Raw genomic sequence first — 16,866 nt, forward strand, 5'->3', positions numbered from 1 at the left:
GTTTACAAAATTATCTTCATTCTCAATCATAAATATGCAAACTCTCCTTATCAAAAATATTATTTCTTAAAATATTACCTTCTCAAGGTTACACCATGTCACAAACCAAGAAAGAGCAGGTCATTAGTCACTTACGTTACTTAAGGGAAGAACTAAGAGAAATGCATTTAGGCATAAAAGAAGATAGTCTCTTCCCTGATCCAAGCGAACTTAGAGGAATAATGGCTCAGTTGGAGGCTTTACTTGAATTAGTCGAGGGAAACATTAGAATTCAATCAAATTCTGAAGCAGCTTAGTTAAAATTAAAATGGTTTTTAGACCTCAGAAGACAAATTTTCAACTAAAGATTGTAGAAAATATTCAAACTCTAAGTATTTGGGCTAATAATCCATGGCGAAGATATTCAATATCTTTAATTATTCTTTTAATTGGTTATTTTTTAGGAAGTTCTCTTGGCATGGTAAGTGCAGTAGTGGAACTAATGGATCCTGTGGCTGCTTTCTTATCGGTTGTTTTTATTGAAATTTTGATAGTTCTTAGAAGAAATTTTAGATTTGAAAGGAAAAAGAAATTTTTAGTACTTTTATTAGATTCTTTAAGATTGGGATTATTTTATGGCTTCTTTACTGAAAGTCTTAAGTTACTATAGAATTATTTGTTGTATTTCTGTAATAGATAAAGTAAAGCCATTCTTATTGGGATACCATTTGCAACTTGATTATTGATTAAGCAATTAGGATATTCATCTACTACTTTACTTGTGATTTCAATACCTCTATTAATAGGTCCAGGATGAAGAATTGGAATTTCTTTACTATTTAAAGATAATTTTTCTGGAGTTAAGCCATAATCCAAACTATATGAATCAATGCTGCTTAGTAAATTCTCCATCATTCGCTCTTTCTGGAGTCTTAAAACAATAATTGCATCTGCAATTTTAATTGATTCTTCTAATGATCTAGAAATTGTTATGGAGCCTCTTGATTTAACCGGATCTTCTTTTTGCTTTGGAGCAGGGGTTTTTAAAAAATTTATAAATTCATCAGGTATTAATGTTTTAGGACCACATAAGATGATGTCTGCGCCGAATGCACTCAAAGCCCAAAGATTTGATCTTGCAACCCTTGAATGATTAACATCTCCAATTATTAAAATTTTTTTGGAATTTAAAACATCTGGACTCAGTGACTTTTTGGAAAAGAATTTTATTAATGTATAAATGTCAAGCAACCCTTGGCTAGGATGACTATGTAATCCATCTCCCGCATTAAGAACCGAAGTCTTCGCATTTATTGCATCAAGTTTTTTAGCTATCTCAAAAGTTATGTAACTCGATGAATGTCTAATAACTAATGTATCCGCTCCCATAGCAGAATAAGTTAAGGCAGTATCAATTATTGTTTCGCCTTTAGTTAAAGAACTAGAGGATGGTGCAAACGTTTGTACATCGGCAGAGAGCCTTTTTGCTGCAAGTTCAAAGCTATTTTTTGTTCTTGTACTAGCTTCAAAAAACAAAGACGTTACCAAAGTCCCCTGTAAAGCCGGTATTTTTTTCGTTCCTGCATTCTTTAGTACATCAAATCTATGAGCCAATTCAAATACTGATTTGTAATCTTGAATTGAAAAATTAGCGAGTGTGTGGATATGTTTATGAGGCCAAATTGTTTGCATTACGCTTAAAAAGAAAAATGATTATTTGAATTTTGGTGTTCTGTCACCTTTTATTCTTTTACTTACACTTCTACTATTTTTGAGATACCAACGCCATTTTATATTTTTTGCCTTGGATATGCCAATTCTCGAAGTTTGAATAAGATCTTTTTCGCCTAGAATTGAGTCTCTTTGAGAAATCCATAAAGAATTGTTATTAAGAACTTCAAGCGAGTTAAATGATATGTCGATACCGAATGTCTTAGTAACTAGACCAGGTCCCGAAGCTAATCTTTCATTCTGTTTAGGGATAAATACCGCCCTGATTAATACACCACTCGCAAAAGATTCTTTATCAGTAACTATGTTTAAGCAATGATGAATGCCATAAGATTTGTAAATATAAAATGTCCCAGGTTTGCCAAATAATGATTTATTTGATTCAGTTATTTTGCGATAGCCATGACATGCTTCTTCTTCCTGTGAATAAGCTTCAGTTTCAACGATAATCCCCTTGATTTTATCTTTCTCATTAGTTTGTTTTATGAGGTGACAACCTATTAAATCAGGGGCTACAAGTTTAGAGTGCCTATAAAAAAAATTTTTTGGAAATAAGTGTTCTTTTATTTTTCAATAATTATCTAATATTATTTTTAGCTTAGAAAGATAATTGAGGCTATTAATTAAATTGATTTTCAAAAAGACATGATTATTTCATTTAATTATTTGAAATTTAAAAGATATATTAATAAAATATTTTAAATAAACTATTATTGAATAAATAACAATATGAATAGAATGATAAAAGTAACTAAAGAAGAGGTAAAAAAAGTTGCCCATTTAGCAAGATTGGAACTGAACAAGGATGAAATTAATAATCACGCAGAACAATTAGAAAAAATATTGGAATATATTAAACATCTTGAAAAAATTGATACTGATGATGTGCCCTGTACAACAAGAGCTATAGAAGTTATTAATGTATTTAGAAAAGACGATAAGAAAAATTCTGATTGCACTGAAGAGATTTTAGAGTTAGGCCCATCTAGAGAAGATAAATACTTTAAAGTACCAAAAATTATGAATGAATGAATTATTTGCTGCCTATAAAAGTTTTATTAACTATCTTTAATAAAACTTTTTTTATTTTATAGCCTGGATACAAATTTATAATTTTCCTTATTTTACCTCTCTTTTTGCTATGACTCCTTATACCTATAAATAAATCATAAATAAAGTTAAAAATGTCTTCTTTACTTTCAAAAATTCCAACTCTTTGAGGTGAGCCTTTCGTATCCAATAATGGCTTAGTTTTTTCATATGCTACTTTGTATTCAAACCAAGGAATGGAAGGCCAAAGATGGTGAATAAGATGGTAATTTTGGCCCATTATTAATAAATTCATAAATTTGCTTGGATAAACTCGAGAATTTATCCACTTGTTTCTTGATCGAAAAGGTCTATGGGGGAGATAATCAAAAAATATTCCTAAAGTAACTCCCACCATTAATGCAGGTCCGAACCATAGATTATAGATTAGATTCATGAAGTCAAACTTTATACCTGCCAAGATTATGGATATGAAGATTGACCTTTCAATTCCCCATTGGAGTAATTCATATTTTCGCCAAAGTTTCCTTTGAAAGAAAAAAACTTCATGATAAAAAAATCTCGGAGCAATTAGCCAAATTGGACCAAAAGTACTGACAATATGATCTGGGTCATTTTTGGGATGATTTACGTGAATATGATGTTGTAAATGTACTCTTGTAAAAACTGGAAAACTAAATCCTAAAAGAATTGCTGAGCCATGACCCATTGCTTGATTTATCCAAGGTACCGGATGGGCCGCTTTATGACATGCATCATGAATTACAGTACCTTCAATATGCAAAGCTAAAAATGCAGTTGCTACAAGTAAGGGTAGAGGCCAAACACCTCTATACCATTGCCATATGCTAAGAAAAGCAAGAAAATAACCTCCAAAGAAAAGAGCTAATGTAGGATTCCAAAAACTTGGCGGATCTACGTAATTTTTTATCTCTTTTTGCCAATTAAATGTTTTGGAAGAATTAGTAATTTTTGTTGTATTTTTATTGTTTAAGTTTGAAATCGTTTCTTTTATTCTTTAAATAATATAACTAATATTTCCATTATTTCCATGTGATTCCATACTCAGATCTAAAAAAAATTTTTAAAGAGATATTTAATTTAATTTTTATGTGTCAAATTAATCATCTTAAGTTAAAAACATTTTTCAAATAAACCTCTTTCAATTATTATTTTATGTGAGCGGTCGTGGCGGAATTGGTAGACGCGCGAGTTTTAGGTACTCGTATCTTCGGGTGTGGGAGTTCAAGTCTCCCCGACCGCATTTAAGGAAATTCTAATAGTAAGTTTGTTTATAAATATCATATTCTTATAATTAAATTAATTAATTAATTTAATGAATAGTTTGATAGTTTATTTAGGATCTTTTTATATTGTTGTTGGCACTATATTTTTATTCGTACCGTTAATTTATCTTGAACTAGGAAGAGAAAAAGACTTAATAAAATCTTTTTTGAATTTATTAATAGGTTTAATAATGATAATTAAAAATAAGACCCTAGATGAATCATTTTTTTTAATTTGTCTTTTATTTACTGTATTAGTTGTTTTATATCTAGTAGAACTTTACAGATATAGATGGAACCAATTGACAGATAAAGAAAAAGATAAGCTAACTACCTTTTTGGAATTCAAAAATAATCTTTCAAAAATATTAGAGGCTATTAATCTTGGAGTTAAGAATTTTACAAAACTTTTAAATTTTTCTAATTTTGATAAAAATGATCAAAACTTGAGTCCAAAAAAGTGGGTAAGAAATGATAAAAATGATAATATAAAAGTCTGAAACCAAATTAATTGGTTATTTGAAACATGCCAAAAAAACTACAGGTCAATTAAGAAAGAATATAATAAATTAGATTTATTTAAACAATTCTATTGATCACTAATATTTCTTATATTGTCGTATGAAATCTCAAAATAACAAAGAATACAAATCAGAGTTTTCTTATAAAGAGACTTTAAATTTACTTAAAACTGATTTCTCAATGCGTGCTAATTCAGTTTTAAGAGAACCTGAGATTCAGAATTTTTGGGCTAAAAATAATATTGATTTCGAATTAGGTTCAAACAACTCAGGCAAAATATTTACATTACATGATGGCCCACCTTATGCAAATGGAGCGCTTCATATGGGTCATGCTCTGAATAAAGTCTTAAAAGACATAATTAATAAGTACAAAACCTTGAGAGGATTTAGGGTTCATTATGTGCCTGGTTGGGACTGCCATGGATTACCAATTGAATTAAAAGTACTTCAGAATTTAAAATCTAGTGAAAGAAAGAATCTTGATACTTTAAATCTAAGGAAAAAAGCAACAGATTATGCATATGTACAAATAAACAATCAAATGGAGGGTTTTAAAAGGTGGGGCATATGGGGAAATTGGGATAACCCTTACTTAACCCTTAAGAAAAGTTATGAATCTGCTCAGATTGGAGTATTTGGGAAAATGTTTTTAAATGGCTACATATATCGAGGTCTTAAACCTGTGCATTGGAGTCCAAGCTCCAGAACTGCACTTGCAGAAGCAGAATTAGAATATCCTGATGAACATTATTCAAAAAGTATTTATGTTTCTTTAAAAATCACTAAATTATCTGATGAAATCCTACTGAAATTCTATCAAGAAAATCCCAATTTTAAAAAGGATTTTTTTCTAAGTAATTCTTTCATAACTATTTGGACCACCACACCTTGGACCATACCAGCAAATGAAGCAGTTGCAGTAAATCCAAAAATAAACTATGTTTTTGCTATTGATGAAGAGAAAAGAATATACCTTTTGGCGAAAGAATTATCTTCTGAAATTAGTAACAAATTTAATAAAGATCTAACTACTCTTTTAGAGGTTAAAGGAGTTACCTTGGAAGATATTGAATATCAACATCCTACTAAGAATAAAAATTGCAGAATTGTGATTGGAGGAGATTACATTACTATCGAATCTGGTACTGGAATTGTTCATACTGCACCCGGTCATGGGATAGATGATTTTAATGTGGGGCGAAAATATGATCTACCTACAACATGCGTTGTTGATGAAAAAGGGAACTTAAATGAATATTCAGGTCAATTCCAAGGATCAAATGTACTGAAAGACGCAAATGATTTAATTATTGATTATTTAGAGGAAAAAGATTTGCTTCTATTACAAGAAAATTATAAGCATAGATATCCTTATGATTGGAGAACCAAAAAACCAACTATTTTTAGAGCCACGGAACAATGGTTTGCATCTGTAAATGGTTTTAGATCCTCTGCATTAAAGGCAATCGAAGATGTTGAATGGATCCCAGCAACTGGAAAGAAAAGGATTTATTCTATGGTAGTTGGTAGAGGGGACTGGTGTATTTCTAGGCAAAGATCGTGGGGACTCCCAATTCCAGTTTTTTATAAAAAGAATGGTAATGAGATTCTCCTAAACAGCGAGATAATTAATCATATTCAAAAACTTTTTAGTGAACACGGAGCAGATATTTGGTGGGATTGGGATGTTAAGCATCTATTGCCAGACAATTATGTAAAAGAATCTGATTTATGGAAAAAAGGAACAGATACAATGGATGTTTGGTTTGATTCTGGATCTAGCTGGGCCGCAGTGTGTGAACAAAGAAGTGAATTAAAGTATCCAGCTGATCTTTATTTAGAGGGCTCAGATCAACATCGAGGTTGGTTCCAGTCTTCTTTGCTGACATCTGTTGCAGTTAATAATAAACCTCCATATAAGAAAGTATTAACTCATGGTTTTGCACTTGATGAAAATGGAAGAAAAATGAGTAAATCTCTAGGTAACGTTGTTGATCCAAATATAATTATTAATGGAGGTAATAATAAAAAAATTGAACCTGCTTATGGCGCTGATGTTCTAAGGCTATGGGTAAGCTCTGTAGATTATTCAGTAGATGTTCCAATTGGCTCAAATATACTCAAGCAACTATCAGACGTTTATAGGAAAGTTCGTAATACTGCAAGATATCTTCTAGGGAATATTCACGATTATGATCCTAACATTGATAGTTTTGAAATTGATCAATTACCCCTCTTAGATCAATGGATGTTAGGCAGATTAGTTGAGGTTACAGATCAAATATCAAATGCTTATGAAAATTATGAATTTTCAAAATTTTTTCAAATCTTACAAAGTTTTTGCGTTGTAGATCTGTCAAATTTCTATTTGGATATTGCAAAAGATAGGTTATATGTAAGTTCTAAATCACAATTCAGGAGAAGATCATGTCAGTTTGTCATGTCTAAAGTTGTTGAAAATTTAGCTGTTCTTATTTCTCCAGTACTTTGTCATATGGCTGAAGATATTTGGCAAAATGTTCCATACTCAACTAAGGAAAAATCAGTATTTCAAAGGGGATGGCCAAATTTTTCCCAGTCATGGAAAAATGAAATTCTTAATGAGCACATTGCAAATTTAAGAAATCTCAGAGTCGAAATCAATAAAGCTATAGAAGGATGTAGAAACAAACAAATAATTGGAGCAGCGTTAGAAACAGAAGTGAATTATTTACCTAAAGATAAAGTTGTAAAAGATTCTCTGACTTGGCTAAAAAAATTTGGTAATGAAGAGGTTGATTTATTTAGGGATTGGCTTATAGTTTCAAACTTTCAAGTGGTATCGGAGTTAGCCAAGAATTCTCTAATTATCGATAACAATGAAATTGGAAAAATTCAAATCCTAAAAGCTCATGGTCAAAAATGTGATAGATGTTGGCATTATCAAGAAGAAATTTTTAGTGGAATCCAAAATACAAAATTATGCAAAAGATGTTCACATATTATTAATCTTGAATTTACTTAAATCAATTTCTGCCATATTCCGAAAAGCAAGAGTTTCTTCCATTTTTAGGTAATTTAATTATTGACCATTGAATCAAACCTAAAGTATAGATTAATAATGAAAATAAACCTAAAAATTTTGCTATCGGCTGAGTAAAGTTCGCTCCAAAGAAAAAATTAAATAAATTTTTTATAATAATATATAAATTTGAAGAAGGCTGAAGCCATATTGCACATTCAGCCGAATTAATAAAAGAAAAGCAGCTAAAGTTTTGTAAACTTAGAATTAAGAAATTAAGAGATATAAAAGTAAGTGACCATCTCCATATTTTTGTCATCGTGATAAGGTAGTAAGAAAAATCATATTCTTTAAATTCATCATTAATATCGTTCCAAAACCAAACTGAAATTGTCATTAATATTGTTGAAATATTTGTTATCACGAGTCCATAACTATAGTTACCTATTAAGAGCAAAAGGCTTATAAAAAATAAAAGGGATATTTTCCAATAAATTGATAGAAGTTTATTAACAGCTTTATTTCTTTTTTTAATTGACCAAAAAAATAATATAACAGGAATACCAATAAGGAAAATTATTGAAAGTTGAAAAGATAGCCAAATAGAAAGTTGATTAAAAACGTTCAAAACTTTTTCTTTTTATATACATAATCATTAAACATCAAACTGTTACTTTTTATCTTACTATTGTCATAGTTGTGAATATTTTGCATCTTTATATTATTGCCGAGAAATAAATTAATAATTGTATGAGACAGCATGTAAATCCACTTAGTAGAAATTTCAATGAAATTGAAAGAATACCTGCTTTGATTGAAATGTTTGGTGATTCTAAATCTAATCTTCATTTGGATATAGGTTGTGCCGCTGGTGAGTTTCTATTCGATTTAGCCTTAATTAATACCAATTGGAATTATATAGGAATTGAAATCCGTGAGAGATTAGTTAAAACTGCCAAATTAAAAGTGCGAGAAAGAGATATTAAAAATTTATATTTTATATTTGGTAATGCTAATAACATTTTGCATGATGTCCAAAGTAAATTTATTTTCAAAAACGTAAAAAGTATTTCTTTTAATTTTCCTGATCCATGGTTTAAAAAAAGACATTATAAAAGACGTGTAATTCAGCCAGAGTTTCTTAATCTTCTCTCAAATTCATTGCAAAAAGGATCGCTAATTTTTATAAAAACTGATGTAAAGGATTTATTCGATTATATGGATTGCATCATATCAAATAATTTTAATTTTAAAAAAATAGATAAAAATGATTTTAATTTTTCTGAAAGTTTTAATCCAAGTCAAGTTAAAACTAATAGGGAAAAGTATGTAATTGTTAACCAACTTGATATTTTTGAGAGGATTTATATAAAAATATGATTCATAATTAATTCATTATTTTATTAATTTCTAAAATGAGTTTGTTGGCTATTTCGCTTGATAAAGAATCAACTTTCTTATGGCTTTTGGCCTCAACAAGCACTCGCATTAGAGGTTCAGTGCCGCTAGGCCTTATATAAATTCTACAATTATCCGAATAAATTTTCTGAAAATTTTCTGTGGTTTGGTTAATTAAGATTCTAGTCTTTTGATTTACTTTATTAATATTAAAATTTAAATTAATGTTGGTTAGTTTTTGAGGGAAAGGTTCGAAACTAGTTTTAAGCCAATTATTTAAAGTAATATTTTTCTTTTTACAGTATTTAGAAATTTGAAGTGCAGTTAATATTCCATCTCCAGAAAAGTTGTTAATTTTTGAAAGTATATGACCTGACTGCTCACCTCCTAAAACTGCCCTTTTTTCCTTGATTGCGTCATGAACGTATTTATCTCCTACATCAGTTCTATATAAAAGTCCGCCAATTTTGTTCCATGCTTCTTCAAAACCTAAATTTGCCATTTGAGTTGATATTAGTAAATTATTTGTGAGAATCTTTTGTTCCATAAGTTCTCTACCCCAAAGAAAAAGAATATGATCTCCATCCAATACATTCCCTTTAGAATCTAATCCAATCACTCTATCGGAATCTCCATCAAAGCTAAATCCCATATCTGCAGGACTCTGTCTTAATGCTTTTTTTAATGGTTCGAGGTTAGTAGAACCACAATTCACATTAATTTTTAATCCATTTTTAGAGTTATTTAGAACTCTTACATCAGCACCAAGACTCTGAAAAATCTTTTTTGCGCAGGTTGTCGCTGATCCATAGCATGTGTCTAATATTATTTTCATTCCGCTTAAATTTTCTCCGCCCATTGATTGGATTAGGCTTTTCATGTAAATATCCATAAGCTCTTTATTTGCTTTTAAAGAGATCTCTTTTGTGGTAACTGATATATTTTGATTTGACTCTTCAATGAATTTTTGAATTTTATTTTCAAAATTTTTAGTAATTTTTTGACCATTATGATCAAAGATTTTTATGCCATTATATTCGGGAGGGTTATGACTTGCAGAAATCATTATCCCACTACTCAGCTGCTCTTGTTTGATTAAAAAAGGTATAGCTGGGGTAGGGCAGATTCCAAGATTTATAAATTTTTTGCCACTTGCATTTATACCTTTTGTTATCGCATGAAGCAGAATATCTCCACTAATTCTTGTATCTCTTCCAATTAATATTGGATTATTATTTTCTAAATTCGAACCTAGAGCATAACCAACTTTATAGGCTAGAGAATAAGTTATCTCTTCATTGAATCTTCCTCTTATTCCATCAGTTCCAAAGATTGATTGCATAATTAGATTTCAGGAATCAAAGATATTTTAATTATTATTCTGTTCTTATCTTATCAGTTGATTAAAAGGTGACAGATTTAAATTCTCTTTATTTGTTTAACTTATTTAAAATGTTTTTAGTTAGTAAGTATTTATAATGCAATCTGATAGTAGAGAGCCACAGTTAAACGCAAATTTAAATTTAATAGTTGTTCTGCTTATTGTTTTTGTTATTGTTTCTTTGGTTTTGTTTAGAAATCTCTTTTTTCAATCAACTTACCTTCTCAAGAGTTTTGGAGAATTATCTGTTGAGCCGGAAATAGCTTTTAAAAACAAGAAACCTACTTTTCTTGAATTTTATGCAGAGTGGTGCGAAGTTTGTAAAGAAATGGCTCCAAAAGTATCTGCTTTAAAAGATGAATACGAAAAAGATATCAACTTTGTTTTTCTAAATGTTGATAATCAAAAATGGGAAAATTACATCCGAAAATTTGAAGTCAATGGAATTCCTCAAGTTAATCTTTTTGATAGAGAAGGTAATTTAAAATCTACTTTTATAGGTAAACAAGAAGAAATAACAATAAGAGAATCTTTAGCTTCTTTAAAGGGAGAGACAAAATCTCATGAAGAAATTCATAGTGCTGAATTTTCAGTAATCAAACAAAAGAAAAATTATCAGGGTAATCCTCGTAGTCATGGATAGATAATTCTTACCAATCTAAAGATTTTGATACAATCGGAAAACTGTCTTTAAAAATAGACTTACAATTTTGGGCAATAGACTTGTGCTCTTCTTGAGTGCCATGAGCTGATCTTAAGTTAATGTAATGTATCCATGATCTGCATGATCCAGACATATAGATTCTTGTTGGAGTTGATAATGGTAAAACAAATCTCGCACATTCTTTGGCTATTCCTTCAGAGAGTAAATCTTCATATAATTCTGAAGCAGCCTTAAAATGTGAAGCAATTTTTGCATTGAATCTTTTTTTTAATTCATCAGAAAGGTCAGGAATAGAATTTTGCCTATTTTTAAAATCTTGTCTTCTCAACTCTGGTAAAGGAATATTCCCTAATTGAGAACTATCTGCGTATCTCTGTGAAAATTCCTGGAAAGTAAATGATCTATGTCTTAAAATTTGAGCTGCAATTCCTCTGTTGGTTTCTATTTGTAAGGTCATAAATGACTGCTCAAAGACACTCCAATGTTCATTTTTAATACAATAACTCAATAATTTTGAATAATCTTCGTTTTTCTGATTTTTTGGATTACTAACTCTTGCAATGTAAGCCATTGTTTTTTCTGCATCAGGAGTTAATGAAATTAGTTCAACTTTACTCATTTTAAATCCTTGCTAGAGTCACTTTCTCTGGTTGATTTTGATATTTACCTCTTCTATCTTCATAAGTTGTAGAACAAGGATCACCTTCAAAAAAAAGTAGTTGGCAGATACCCTCGTTAGCATAAATTCTGCAATCTGCGCCTGAACTATTACTAAACTCTAAAGTTAGGTGGCCTTCCCATCCTGCTTCTGCAGGTGTTGTGTTAACTATAATTCCTAGCCGGGCGTAAGTACTTTTTCCTATGCAAATCACAGTTATATTTTCTGGTACTTTCATTTTTTCTAAAGCCACCCCTAAACCATACGAGTGTGCAGGAAGAATAAAAAAGTCTCCATCCTCATCATGGTGAAGAACAGTTTTTTCTAAATTATGAGGATTAAACTTTTTGGGATTCATCACAGTACCGGGGATATGTCTAAATATTAGGAATTCTTTTGATGAGAGTCTTAAATCATAGCCATAAGAGGAACATCCGTAACTCAAAACTGGTTTTTGTTGATTGTCAGGTTCAAGATGTCTTACCAAATTTGATTGGAAGGGGTTTATCATTCCCTCAGACGCTTTTTGATTTATCCAGAGATCATTTTTAAGCATTGTTTTATGAGCGAAGTTCAGTAATTTGATTGGCCATTAATAATAAATCTTTTGGGATATCTGTACCAGTAAGGATTACATCTCCTGATATAAATCGGTTTTCAAGTGTTGAAATCAAGTCATCCTTATGGATAATTTTCATCTCAATTGCAAGAAAAATTTCGTCAAGTATGATTTGATCATTTTCACCAGAAAGTAATTCTTTTTTGCAAAAGTTCCATAATTCATAAGTAGATTCATGAATAGATTTTTTTAAATTTTGATTATTTTCAATTTCTTCAGAATGATATTGATCAAAGGAATGTGCTGATCTTACCCAAGTTAAATTGCCACAAAGTTTTACTTTATTAGCAATTCCTTGTTTAACCCCTCCTTTCATAAATTGAACTAAAAGTACTTTCCTGCCTAGAGCTGCATTTCTTAGAGAGTCTCTAATTATAGAAGAATAACTTCCTCTATAGGAAGACTGATAGATTTGGATTTGCCCGTTTTGTGTAAATGTTTTAAAGTTTATTTTGTTATCAGAACTTATATTCACTACATCAGGATTACTTTTGGAATAACTATTAGATGAACTAATTACCATTATTTTAGATTCTTTTCTACATGCAGTATAATTTGAATATATTTACACTGCATATAGTGTAATTTTACTTAAAAAAAGTTTTAAGAAAGTTTAAATTAGCAAAGATAATTCCATAGAAAAATGAATAAGAATTGAAAATTGTTACAGTTGATACAAGATATTTCATGGTGTCTTCTTAAGTTTTTTAATAGTTAAGATATTTATGATACCTTCTTCTCGAGGATTCAGTCGCTTTAATTCGCAACAATCCGGACAAAGTAAGATTAACTCTGTTGGAGAACGTTTTCCAATTAATAGAACTTTAATGGAAGTAATTAGAGGTCTAGAGGGTGCAAGCACAGAAATGGTTGAGAGATCTAAAACAATATTTTTCCCTGGGGATCCTGCCGAGAGGGTTTATTTGATAAGGAGAGGAGCAGTAAGATTGTCAAGAGTTTATGAATCAGGTGAAGAGATAACTGTTGCTCTATTAAGAGAAAATAGTCTCTTTGGTGTTTTATCTCTTCTAACAGGCCATAGATCTGATCGTTTTTATCATTCCATAGCATTCACAAGAGTTGAAATGATAACAGCACCTGCGAATTCTGTTTTAAGAGCAATAGAGGAAGATGCATCAGTTGGACTATTATTGTTGCAGGGTCTTTCAAGTAGGATCTTACAAACAGAAACAATGATAGAAACTCTTACTCACAGAGATATGTCTTCACGTTTAGTAAGTTTTTTAATGGTTCTTTGTAGAGACTTTGGAGTCGCAAGTGAAAAAGGTATTACAATAGATTTAAGACTTTCACATCAAGCTATTGCTGAAGCTATTGGTTCAACAAGAGTAACGATTACAAGATTATTAGGCGATTTAAAGGATTCTGGGCTCCTTAATATTGAAAGAAAAAAGATTACAGTATTTGATCCAATCGCTCTTTCAAAAAGATTTAATTGATTTATCATTCATTATGATGTAATGAATGTATGAAATAGTGTGGCCTGGATCTTAATTGTTTTTTTAATATTACTCGGAGGATTAATTGCACCATTTGGGGACCTCCTTGGTACAAAGATTGGTAAAGCTAGATTTAGTATCTTAAAATTAAGACCAAAGAAAACAGCGACAATTGTAACGATAATAACTGGAGGTTTTATTAGTGCAATATCTATTGGGTTATTGATTTTAGTTAGTGAAGAATTTAGGCAAAGACTTTTTGTTGATATTCCTTTTTTACAAAAAACTTTGGATGAGAGTAAAAAGGCGCTTCTTCCTCTCCAGGAAGAAAGGAAGAAGCTTGAAGATAAAATTAATAATAAAGAAAAAGAATTAAATAAATTAAAAAGTGATGTTCAAGAATTTAGAAGAGGAAATGTAGTTATTAAAAGAGGACAAACTTTATATATAGGACAAGTTGTTTCTAATCCAAATATAAAATTAGCTTTAGGAAAGATTTACAAAAGAGCAGATAGATATGTTCAGAAAATTGTAATTCCTAGTAAAAAAGAAGTAAAAAATATTCTTTTGTGGAGATCTAGTGATATAAATGAAATTGAAGAAGTAACTGCAAAAGAAGGGAATTGGATCATATTGATCAAAGCAGCAACTAATGTTTTGAAAGGAGATAATTTTGTTTTTGTATACCCAGAATTACTCGAAAATAAAACTATTGTGAGAAGAGGGGAAGTTATAACTAGCGAAATTCTTGAAAAAAAAGATCTCAGCCTTCAAAATATTAATTCAACAATTAACATTTTGTTGAAAAAAACTAGAGACAAAATCAAGTTAAGGGGATCCATCGTCAACGAAATTAATACAAAAGGGGACTTTATTAAAAAAATTAGAGACTCTATAAAGATAGGTCAAAAGAAAAAATATCTATTAGAGGTTGTATCTTTAAAAGATAGTAAAACTGCAGAGATCATAATAGTTGAATTGAAAGTTACTAAAATATAATCTTTTATGTTTAAATTAATATCTATTGATCCTGGTAAATGTAAATGCGGGTTGGTAGTGGTTGATTTACATCAAAAAAAGGTTGATCAAGCAGTTGTCCTCAATACTGAATTTCTTCCAAAACATGTAAAAACTTTAATTAGTTATGAAAATATATCAAAAGTCATAATAGGCAATGGGACAACTAGTAGACAAAACATAGAAAAACTTGAATTTATAAAGAATGATCTAATTATTGTTGAAGAGAAAAATACAACTTTCAGAGCTAAAAAGAGATATTTTGAACTTTTCCCAACTAGAGGTTTAAAAACTTTCCTGCCAAAAGAAATTTTTATTATGAACAAAAACTTGGATGCCGTGTCAGCATTAATAATTTTGGAAGATTATTGTAATCATAAATTCACTTTGTCTGAACATATCGACATTAAAACTTGGCTGAAATAGTGAATTTATATTCATTACCTGCTTCTAGTTCATAATCTTTTTTCAATAAAAATCTTAATAAGGCATCCTCAATTAATGCTCTTCCCAAAGGAGGATTCACGAATAACAAACCCTTATTAAAAGACCATGTAAAAGTCCATTTAAATTGACTAGCTTCTACAACTCCCTTAATTTGTTTTTTTGAGAAGCAATATTCTTTAACACTTACATTTGCTATTGTTTCTGGTTTTGAACGCATTTGTTATATTTGTTCTATATCAAAAGAATTTAATTTATTTATTATATATTCTTCTTTTTTAGTATTTAACTGTTCAAGGGATTCTATTACCCTGACATATACTTTATCCAATATTGATTTTTCCTCTCTAGAAATGTTTCCTAATACATGAGAAATAGTATTGAAATTATTGGTTTCTTTAGTTGATGGAGGAGAACCAATACCAATTCTTATTCTATTAAAGTCATGAGTTTGCAATTTTTCAATAATACTTTTAAGACCATTATGTCCTCCTGAACTCCCTTTTTTTCTGAATCTTATTTTTCCAAGGGGAAGATCTTTATCATCTACTATTACAAAAATCTGATTTAAATTAATTTTGTACCAATCTAATATCGCTAGGACAGCCTCACCACTGTTATTCATAAACGTATTGGGCAAAAACAACCTGTAAGTGGAATCATTCGCTTTGAATTCTGAGTAGAAACTTTTAAGTTTATCCTTTAATAAAAAACTTGAATTATATTTTTTCGATAAATTTTCAAGCAGCAAAAATCCTATATTATGTCTACTGTTTGAGTATTTTTTGCCAGGATTACCCAACCCAATTAAATATATTTCATTCATGAGGTAACTCTAAATCTCTTTTCATTGAGAATTATTAATATATAAACAAACTATACTTAGAAATTAAAACAAAAATTCCAATAAAAATTTATCCAGTAATTTTCGGATTAATTAGAAAACTTTTTGAAATACTTTCTGAAAGTTAGTTTCCGTTCCAATCTACTGAGAAACCTTGTAAAAGTAGAGATTGATTATAAATTTGTAGAAGAATAACTAAAAAAACCAGAAGTAGTAATCCTATGACTGTCATAACAGGAACTGCTCCCCAACCAGGTACAACTTTTCCTTGACCTGAATTGCCAATAGCTTTTAAAAGACTTCCTAATGCTGTTTTTTGACCCATGTTGAATTCACAAAATCGAATATTATTTCGCTATTGTATAAGAACTTATACATAAATTGTTTACAAACTTAGCAAAATTGATGCAAACTTTATCATCTGCGCCAGATCCTGCAGTTTCCGTAGCAGTAACAATTCTGGCAATACTTCTAGCTTTAACCGGTTTTGGTCTTTGGACAGCATTTGGACCCAAAGCTGCAAAGCTTACAGATCCTTGGGATGAACATGACGATTAATCTCTAAAAAGTATTTCAAAATTTTCCAAAAATACAAAAAGTAAACCTTTTACCATAATTTAAATATAAATTTAATAGGATATAAATCTGTCAGCACACGTAATTCCATGCTTGCCTTAAAAATTTCTGTATACACCATCGTTTTTTTCTTTGTTGGAATCTTTCTCTTCGGATTCTTAGCTAGTGATCCAACAAGAACACCAAATAGAAAAGACTTGGAGAGTCCTCAAGATTAATCTTTTAATTTAATTC

General features: G+C 30.0%; 23 protein-coding genes and 1 tRNA gene. 13 read left to right on the forward strand and 11 right to left on the reverse strand.

Features of this window, described 5'->3' with window-relative positions; all coding sequences use genetic code 11:
- Positions 1-95 precede the first annotated feature (95 nt).
- Both PMT9312_RS01175 and PMT9312_RS01180 read left to right on the forward strand, forming a co-directional pair.
- On the forward strand, positions 96-296 hold the full coding sequence (locus tag PMT9312_RS01175; protein WP_011375799.1) for a hypothetical protein: 201 nt from the start codon (positions 96-98) through the stop codon (positions 294-296).
- Positions 297-307: 11 nt separating this feature from the next.
- Positions 308-649, forward strand: coding sequence for a DUF565 domain-containing protein (locus tag PMT9312_RS01180; protein WP_011375800.1), 342 nt, complete (start codon positions 308-310; stop codon positions 647-649).
- A 2-nt stretch (positions 650-651) separates the two neighbouring features.
- On the opposite strand, the gene PMT9312_RS01185 is transcribed toward PMT9312_RS01180, so the two are convergent.
- Positions 652-1,671: an aspartate carbamoyltransferase catalytic subunit gene (locus PMT9312_RS01185; RefSeq protein WP_011375801.1), complete on the reverse strand. Its 1,020-nt coding sequence runs from the start codon at positions 1,669-1,671 to the stop codon at positions 652-654.
- Positions 1,672-1,692: 21 nt separating this feature from the next.
- A complete protein-coding gene (locus tag PMT9312_RS09405; protein ID WP_071813328.1) occupies positions 1,693-2,277 on the reverse strand; it encodes a DNA-3-methyladenine glycosylase in 585 nt (194 codons plus the stop codon).
- Between the two features lie 171 nt (positions 2,278-2,448).
- On the opposite strand from PMT9312_RS09405, the gene gatC reads away from it, so the two are divergent.
- Positions 2,449-2,742 (forward strand): Asp-tRNA(Asn)/Glu-tRNA(Gln) amidotransferase subunit GatC, encoded by a 294-nt coding sequence (gatC, locus tag PMT9312_RS01190; protein WP_011375802.1) that lies wholly within the window; start codon positions 2,449-2,451, stop codon positions 2,740-2,742.
- 1 nt (position 2,743) lies between these two features.
- Here gatC and PMT9312_RS01195 read toward each other — a convergent pair whose 3' ends face one another.
- Positions 2,744-3,544 carry a fatty acid desaturase gene (locus PMT9312_RS01195; protein WP_011375803.1) on the reverse strand — a complete coding sequence of 267 codons (801 nt, stop codon included), beginning with the start codon at positions 3,542-3,544 and terminating at the stop codon, positions 2,744-2,746.
- A 398-nt stretch (positions 3,545-3,942) separates the two neighbouring features.
- Between PMT9312_RS01195 and PMT9312_RS01200 the strand changes: the two genes are divergently transcribed.
- The 3 genes from PMT9312_RS01200 to ileS all read left to right on the forward strand — a co-directional run bounded on the left by PMT9312_RS01200 (position 3,943) and on the right by ileS (position 7,574).
- Positions 3,943-4,024: transfer RNA gene (locus tag PMT9312_RS01200), tRNA-Leu, on the forward strand.
- 72 nt (positions 4,025-4,096) lie between these two features.
- Positions 4,097-4,546 carry a Ycf66 family protein gene (locus PMT9312_RS01205; RefSeq protein ID WP_011375804.1) on the forward strand — a complete coding sequence of 150 codons (450 nt, stop codon included), beginning with the start codon at positions 4,097-4,099 and terminating at the stop codon, positions 4,544-4,546.
- A 121-nt stretch (positions 4,547-4,667) separates the two neighbouring features.
- On the forward strand, positions 4,668-7,574 hold the full coding sequence (gene ileS, locus PMT9312_RS01210; protein ID WP_011375805.1) for an isoleucine--tRNA ligase: 2,907 nt from the start codon (positions 4,668-4,670) through the stop codon (positions 7,572-7,574).
- A 1-nt stretch (position 7,575) separates the two neighbouring features.
- On the opposite strand, the gene PMT9312_RS01215 is transcribed toward ileS, so the two are convergent.
- Positions 7,576-8,199, reverse strand: a complete 624-nt coding sequence (locus PMT9312_RS01215; protein WP_011375806.1) for a DUF3177 family protein — start codon at positions 8,197-8,199, stop codon at positions 7,576-7,578.
- Positions 8,200-8,321: 122 nt separating this feature from the next.
- Between PMT9312_RS01215 and trmB the strand changes: the two genes are divergently transcribed.
- Entirely contained in the window at positions 8,322-8,951 is a 630-nt protein-coding gene (trmB, locus tag PMT9312_RS01220) for a tRNA (guanosine(46)-N7)-methyltransferase TrmB (RefSeq protein ID WP_011375807.1), read from the forward strand.
- Between the two features lie 7 nt (positions 8,952-8,958).
- Here trmB and PMT9312_RS01225 read toward each other — a convergent pair whose 3' ends face one another.
- Positions 8,959-10,311, reverse strand: a complete 1,353-nt coding sequence (locus PMT9312_RS01225; protein WP_011375808.1) for a phosphoglucosamine mutase — start codon at positions 10,309-10,311, stop codon at positions 8,959-8,961.
- A gap of 136 nt (positions 10,312-10,447) precedes the next feature.
- On the opposite strand from PMT9312_RS01225, the gene PMT9312_RS01230 reads away from it, so the two are divergent.
- Positions 10,448-10,993: a thioredoxin domain-containing protein gene (locus tag PMT9312_RS01230; RefSeq protein ID WP_011375809.1), complete on the forward strand. Its 546-nt coding sequence runs from the start codon at positions 10,448-10,450 to the stop codon at positions 10,991-10,993.
- Between the two features lie 7 nt (positions 10,994-11,000).
- Here PMT9312_RS01230 and thyX read toward each other — a convergent pair whose 3' ends face one another.
- From thyX to PMT9312_RS01245, 3 genes are read right to left on the reverse strand one after another with little or no spacing between them, the layout of a single operon-like run.
- On the reverse strand, positions 11,001-11,633 hold the full coding sequence (gene thyX / locus PMT9312_RS01235; protein WP_011375810.1) for an FAD-dependent thymidylate synthase: 633 nt from the start codon (positions 11,631-11,633) through the stop codon (positions 11,001-11,003).
- A 1-nt stretch (position 11,634) separates the two neighbouring features.
- Complete coding sequence (gene dcd, locus PMT9312_RS01240; protein WP_011375811.1) at positions 11,635-12,228, reverse strand: dCTP deaminase; 594 nt, start codon at positions 12,226-12,228, stop codon at positions 11,635-11,637.
- A 4-nt stretch (positions 12,229-12,232) separates the two neighbouring features.
- Positions 12,233-12,814 (reverse strand): cob(I)yrinic acid a,c-diamide adenosyltransferase, encoded by a 582-nt coding sequence (locus PMT9312_RS01245; RefSeq protein WP_011375812.1) that lies wholly within the window; start codon positions 12,812-12,814, stop codon positions 12,233-12,235.
- A 202-nt stretch (positions 12,815-13,016) separates the two neighbouring features.
- Here PMT9312_RS01245 and ntcA point away from each other — a divergent pair, with 202 nt between their 5' ends.
- From ntcA to PMT9312_RS01260, 3 genes are read left to right on the forward strand one after another with little or no spacing between them, the layout of a single operon-like run.
- Positions 13,017-13,751 (forward strand): global nitrogen regulator NtcA, encoded by a 735-nt coding sequence (gene ntcA / locus PMT9312_RS01250; protein WP_011375813.1) that lies wholly within the window; start codon positions 13,017-13,019, stop codon positions 13,749-13,751.
- Between the two features lie 39 nt (positions 13,752-13,790).
- A complete protein-coding gene (locus PMT9312_RS01255) occupies positions 13,791-14,750 on the forward strand; it encodes a DUF3084 domain-containing protein (RefSeq protein ID WP_011375814.1) in 960 nt (319 codons plus the stop codon).
- Between the two features lie 6 nt (positions 14,751-14,756).
- Positions 14,757-15,194 carry a hypothetical protein gene (locus tag PMT9312_RS01260; RefSeq protein ID WP_011375815.1) on the forward strand — a complete coding sequence of 146 codons (438 nt, stop codon included), beginning with the start codon at positions 14,757-14,759 and terminating at the stop codon, positions 15,192-15,194.
- On the opposite strand, the gene PMT9312_RS01265 is transcribed toward PMT9312_RS01260, so the two are convergent.
- The 3 genes from PMT9312_RS01265 to psbH form a co-directional block, all read right to left on the reverse strand.
- Positions 15,175-15,432 (reverse strand): DUF3146 family protein, encoded by a 258-nt coding sequence (locus tag PMT9312_RS01265; protein WP_011375816.1) that lies wholly within the window; start codon positions 15,430-15,432, stop codon positions 15,175-15,177. The two genes, PMT9312_RS01260 and PMT9312_RS01265, sit on opposite strands and share 20 nt — an antisense overlap.
- A 3-nt stretch (positions 15,433-15,435) precedes the next feature.
- The gene (pth, locus tag PMT9312_RS01270) at positions 15,436-16,038 is read right to left on the reverse strand and encodes an aminoacyl-tRNA hydrolase (RefSeq protein ID WP_011375817.1); all 603 of its coding nucleotides are present in this window, start codon (positions 16,036-16,038) and stop codon (positions 15,436-15,438) included.
- A gap of 142 nt (positions 16,039-16,180) precedes the next feature.
- Positions 16,181-16,381 (reverse strand): photosystem II reaction center phosphoprotein PsbH, encoded by a 201-nt coding sequence (gene psbH / locus PMT9312_RS01275; RefSeq protein ID WP_002805661.1) that lies wholly within the window; start codon positions 16,379-16,381, stop codon positions 16,181-16,183.
- An 80-nt stretch (positions 16,382-16,461) separates the two neighbouring features.
- Here psbH and psbN point away from each other — a divergent pair, with 80 nt between their 5' ends.
- Complete coding sequence (psbN, locus tag PMT9312_RS01280) at positions 16,462-16,614, forward strand: photosystem II reaction center protein PsbN (RefSeq protein WP_011375818.1); 153 nt, start codon at positions 16,462-16,464, stop codon at positions 16,612-16,614.
- A 107-nt stretch (positions 16,615-16,721) separates the two neighbouring features.
- A complete protein-coding gene (locus PMT9312_RS01285; protein WP_002805124.1) occupies positions 16,722-16,850 on the forward strand; it encodes a photosystem II reaction center protein I in 129 nt (42 codons plus the stop codon).
- The last annotated feature ends 16 nt before the right edge of the window (positions 16,851-16,866 follow it).

Origin of the sequence: Prochlorococcus marinus str. MIT 9312 (genome assembly GCF_000012645.1) — a bacterium.
Classification (GTDB): Bacteria; Cyanobacteriota; Cyanobacteriia; order PCC-6307; family Cyanobiaceae; genus Prochlorococcus_A; species Prochlorococcus_A marinus_L.

What these genes read in the sequence shown, in the direction of transcription:
- gatC (WP_011375802.1), top strand. Translation starts at nt 2,449, where the DNA reads ATGATAAAAGTAACTAAAGAAGAGGTAAAAAAAGTTGCCCATTTAGCA.
- thyX (WP_011375810.1), bottom strand. Translation starts at nt 11,633, where the DNA reads ATGAGTAAAGTTGAACTAATTTCATTAACTCCTGATGCAGAAAAAACA.
- PMT9312_RS01260 (WP_011375815.1), top strand. Translation starts at nt 14,757, where the DNA reads ATGTTTAAATTAATATCTATTGATCCTGGTAAATGTAAATGCGGGTTG.
- ntcA (WP_011375813.1), top strand. Translation starts at nt 13,017, where the DNA reads ATGATACCTTCTTCTCGAGGATTCAGTCGCTTTAATTCGCAACAATCC.
- PMT9312_RS01205 (WP_011375804.1), top strand. Translation starts at nt 4,097, where the DNA reads ATGAATAGTTTGATAGTTTATTTAGGATCTTTTTATATTGTTGTTGGC.
- PMT9312_RS01245 (WP_011375812.1), bottom strand. Translation starts at nt 12,814, where the DNA reads ATGGTAATTAGTTCATCTAATAGTTATTCCAAAAGTAATCCTGATGTA.
- psbN (WP_011375818.1), top strand. Translation starts at nt 16,462, where the DNA reads ATGCAAACTTTATCATCTGCGCCAGATCCTGCAGTTTCCGTAGCAGTA.
- dcd (WP_011375811.1), bottom strand. Translation starts at nt 12,228, where the DNA reads ATGCTTAAAAATGATCTCTGGATAAATCAAAAAGCGTCTGAGGGAATG.
- PMT9312_RS01265 (WP_011375816.1), bottom strand. Translation starts at nt 15,432, where the DNA reads ATGCGTTCAAAACCAGAAACAATAGCAAATGTAAGTGTTAAAGAATAT.
- trmB (WP_011375807.1), top strand. Translation starts at nt 8,322, where the DNA reads ATGAGACAGCATGTAAATCCACTTAGTAGAAATTTCAATGAAATTGAA.
- PMT9312_RS01230 (WP_011375809.1), top strand. Translation starts at nt 10,448, where the DNA reads ATGCAATCTGATAGTAGAGAGCCACAGTTAAACGCAAATTTAAATTTA.
- PMT9312_RS01180 (WP_011375800.1), top strand. Translation starts at nt 308, where the DNA reads ATGGTTTTTAGACCTCAGAAGACAAATTTTCAACTAAAGATTGTAGAA.
- PMT9312_RS01185 (WP_011375801.1), bottom strand. Translation starts at nt 1,671, where the DNA reads ATGCAAACAATTTGGCCTCATAAACATATCCACACACTCGCTAATTTT.
- psbH (WP_002805661.1), bottom strand. Translation starts at nt 16,381, where the DNA reads ATGGGTCAAAAAACAGCATTAGGAAGTCTTTTAAAAGCTATTGGCAAT.
- pth (WP_011375817.1), bottom strand. Translation starts at nt 16,038, where the DNA reads ATGAATGAAATATATTTAATTGGGTTGGGTAATCCTGGCAAAAAATAC.
- ileS (WP_011375805.1), top strand. Translation starts at nt 4,668, where the DNA reads ATGAAATCTCAAAATAACAAAGAATACAAATCAGAGTTTTCTTATAAA.
- PMT9312_RS01285 (WP_002805124.1), top strand. Translation starts at nt 16,722, where the DNA reads ATGCTTGCCTTAAAAATTTCTGTATACACCATCGTTTTTTTCTTTGTT.
- PMT9312_RS01225 (WP_011375808.1), bottom strand. Translation starts at nt 10,311, where the DNA reads ATGCAATCAATCTTTGGAACTGATGGAATAAGAGGAAGATTCAATGAA.
- PMT9312_RS01175 (WP_011375799.1), top strand. Translation starts at nt 96, where the DNA reads ATGTCACAAACCAAGAAAGAGCAGGTCATTAGTCACTTACGTTACTTA.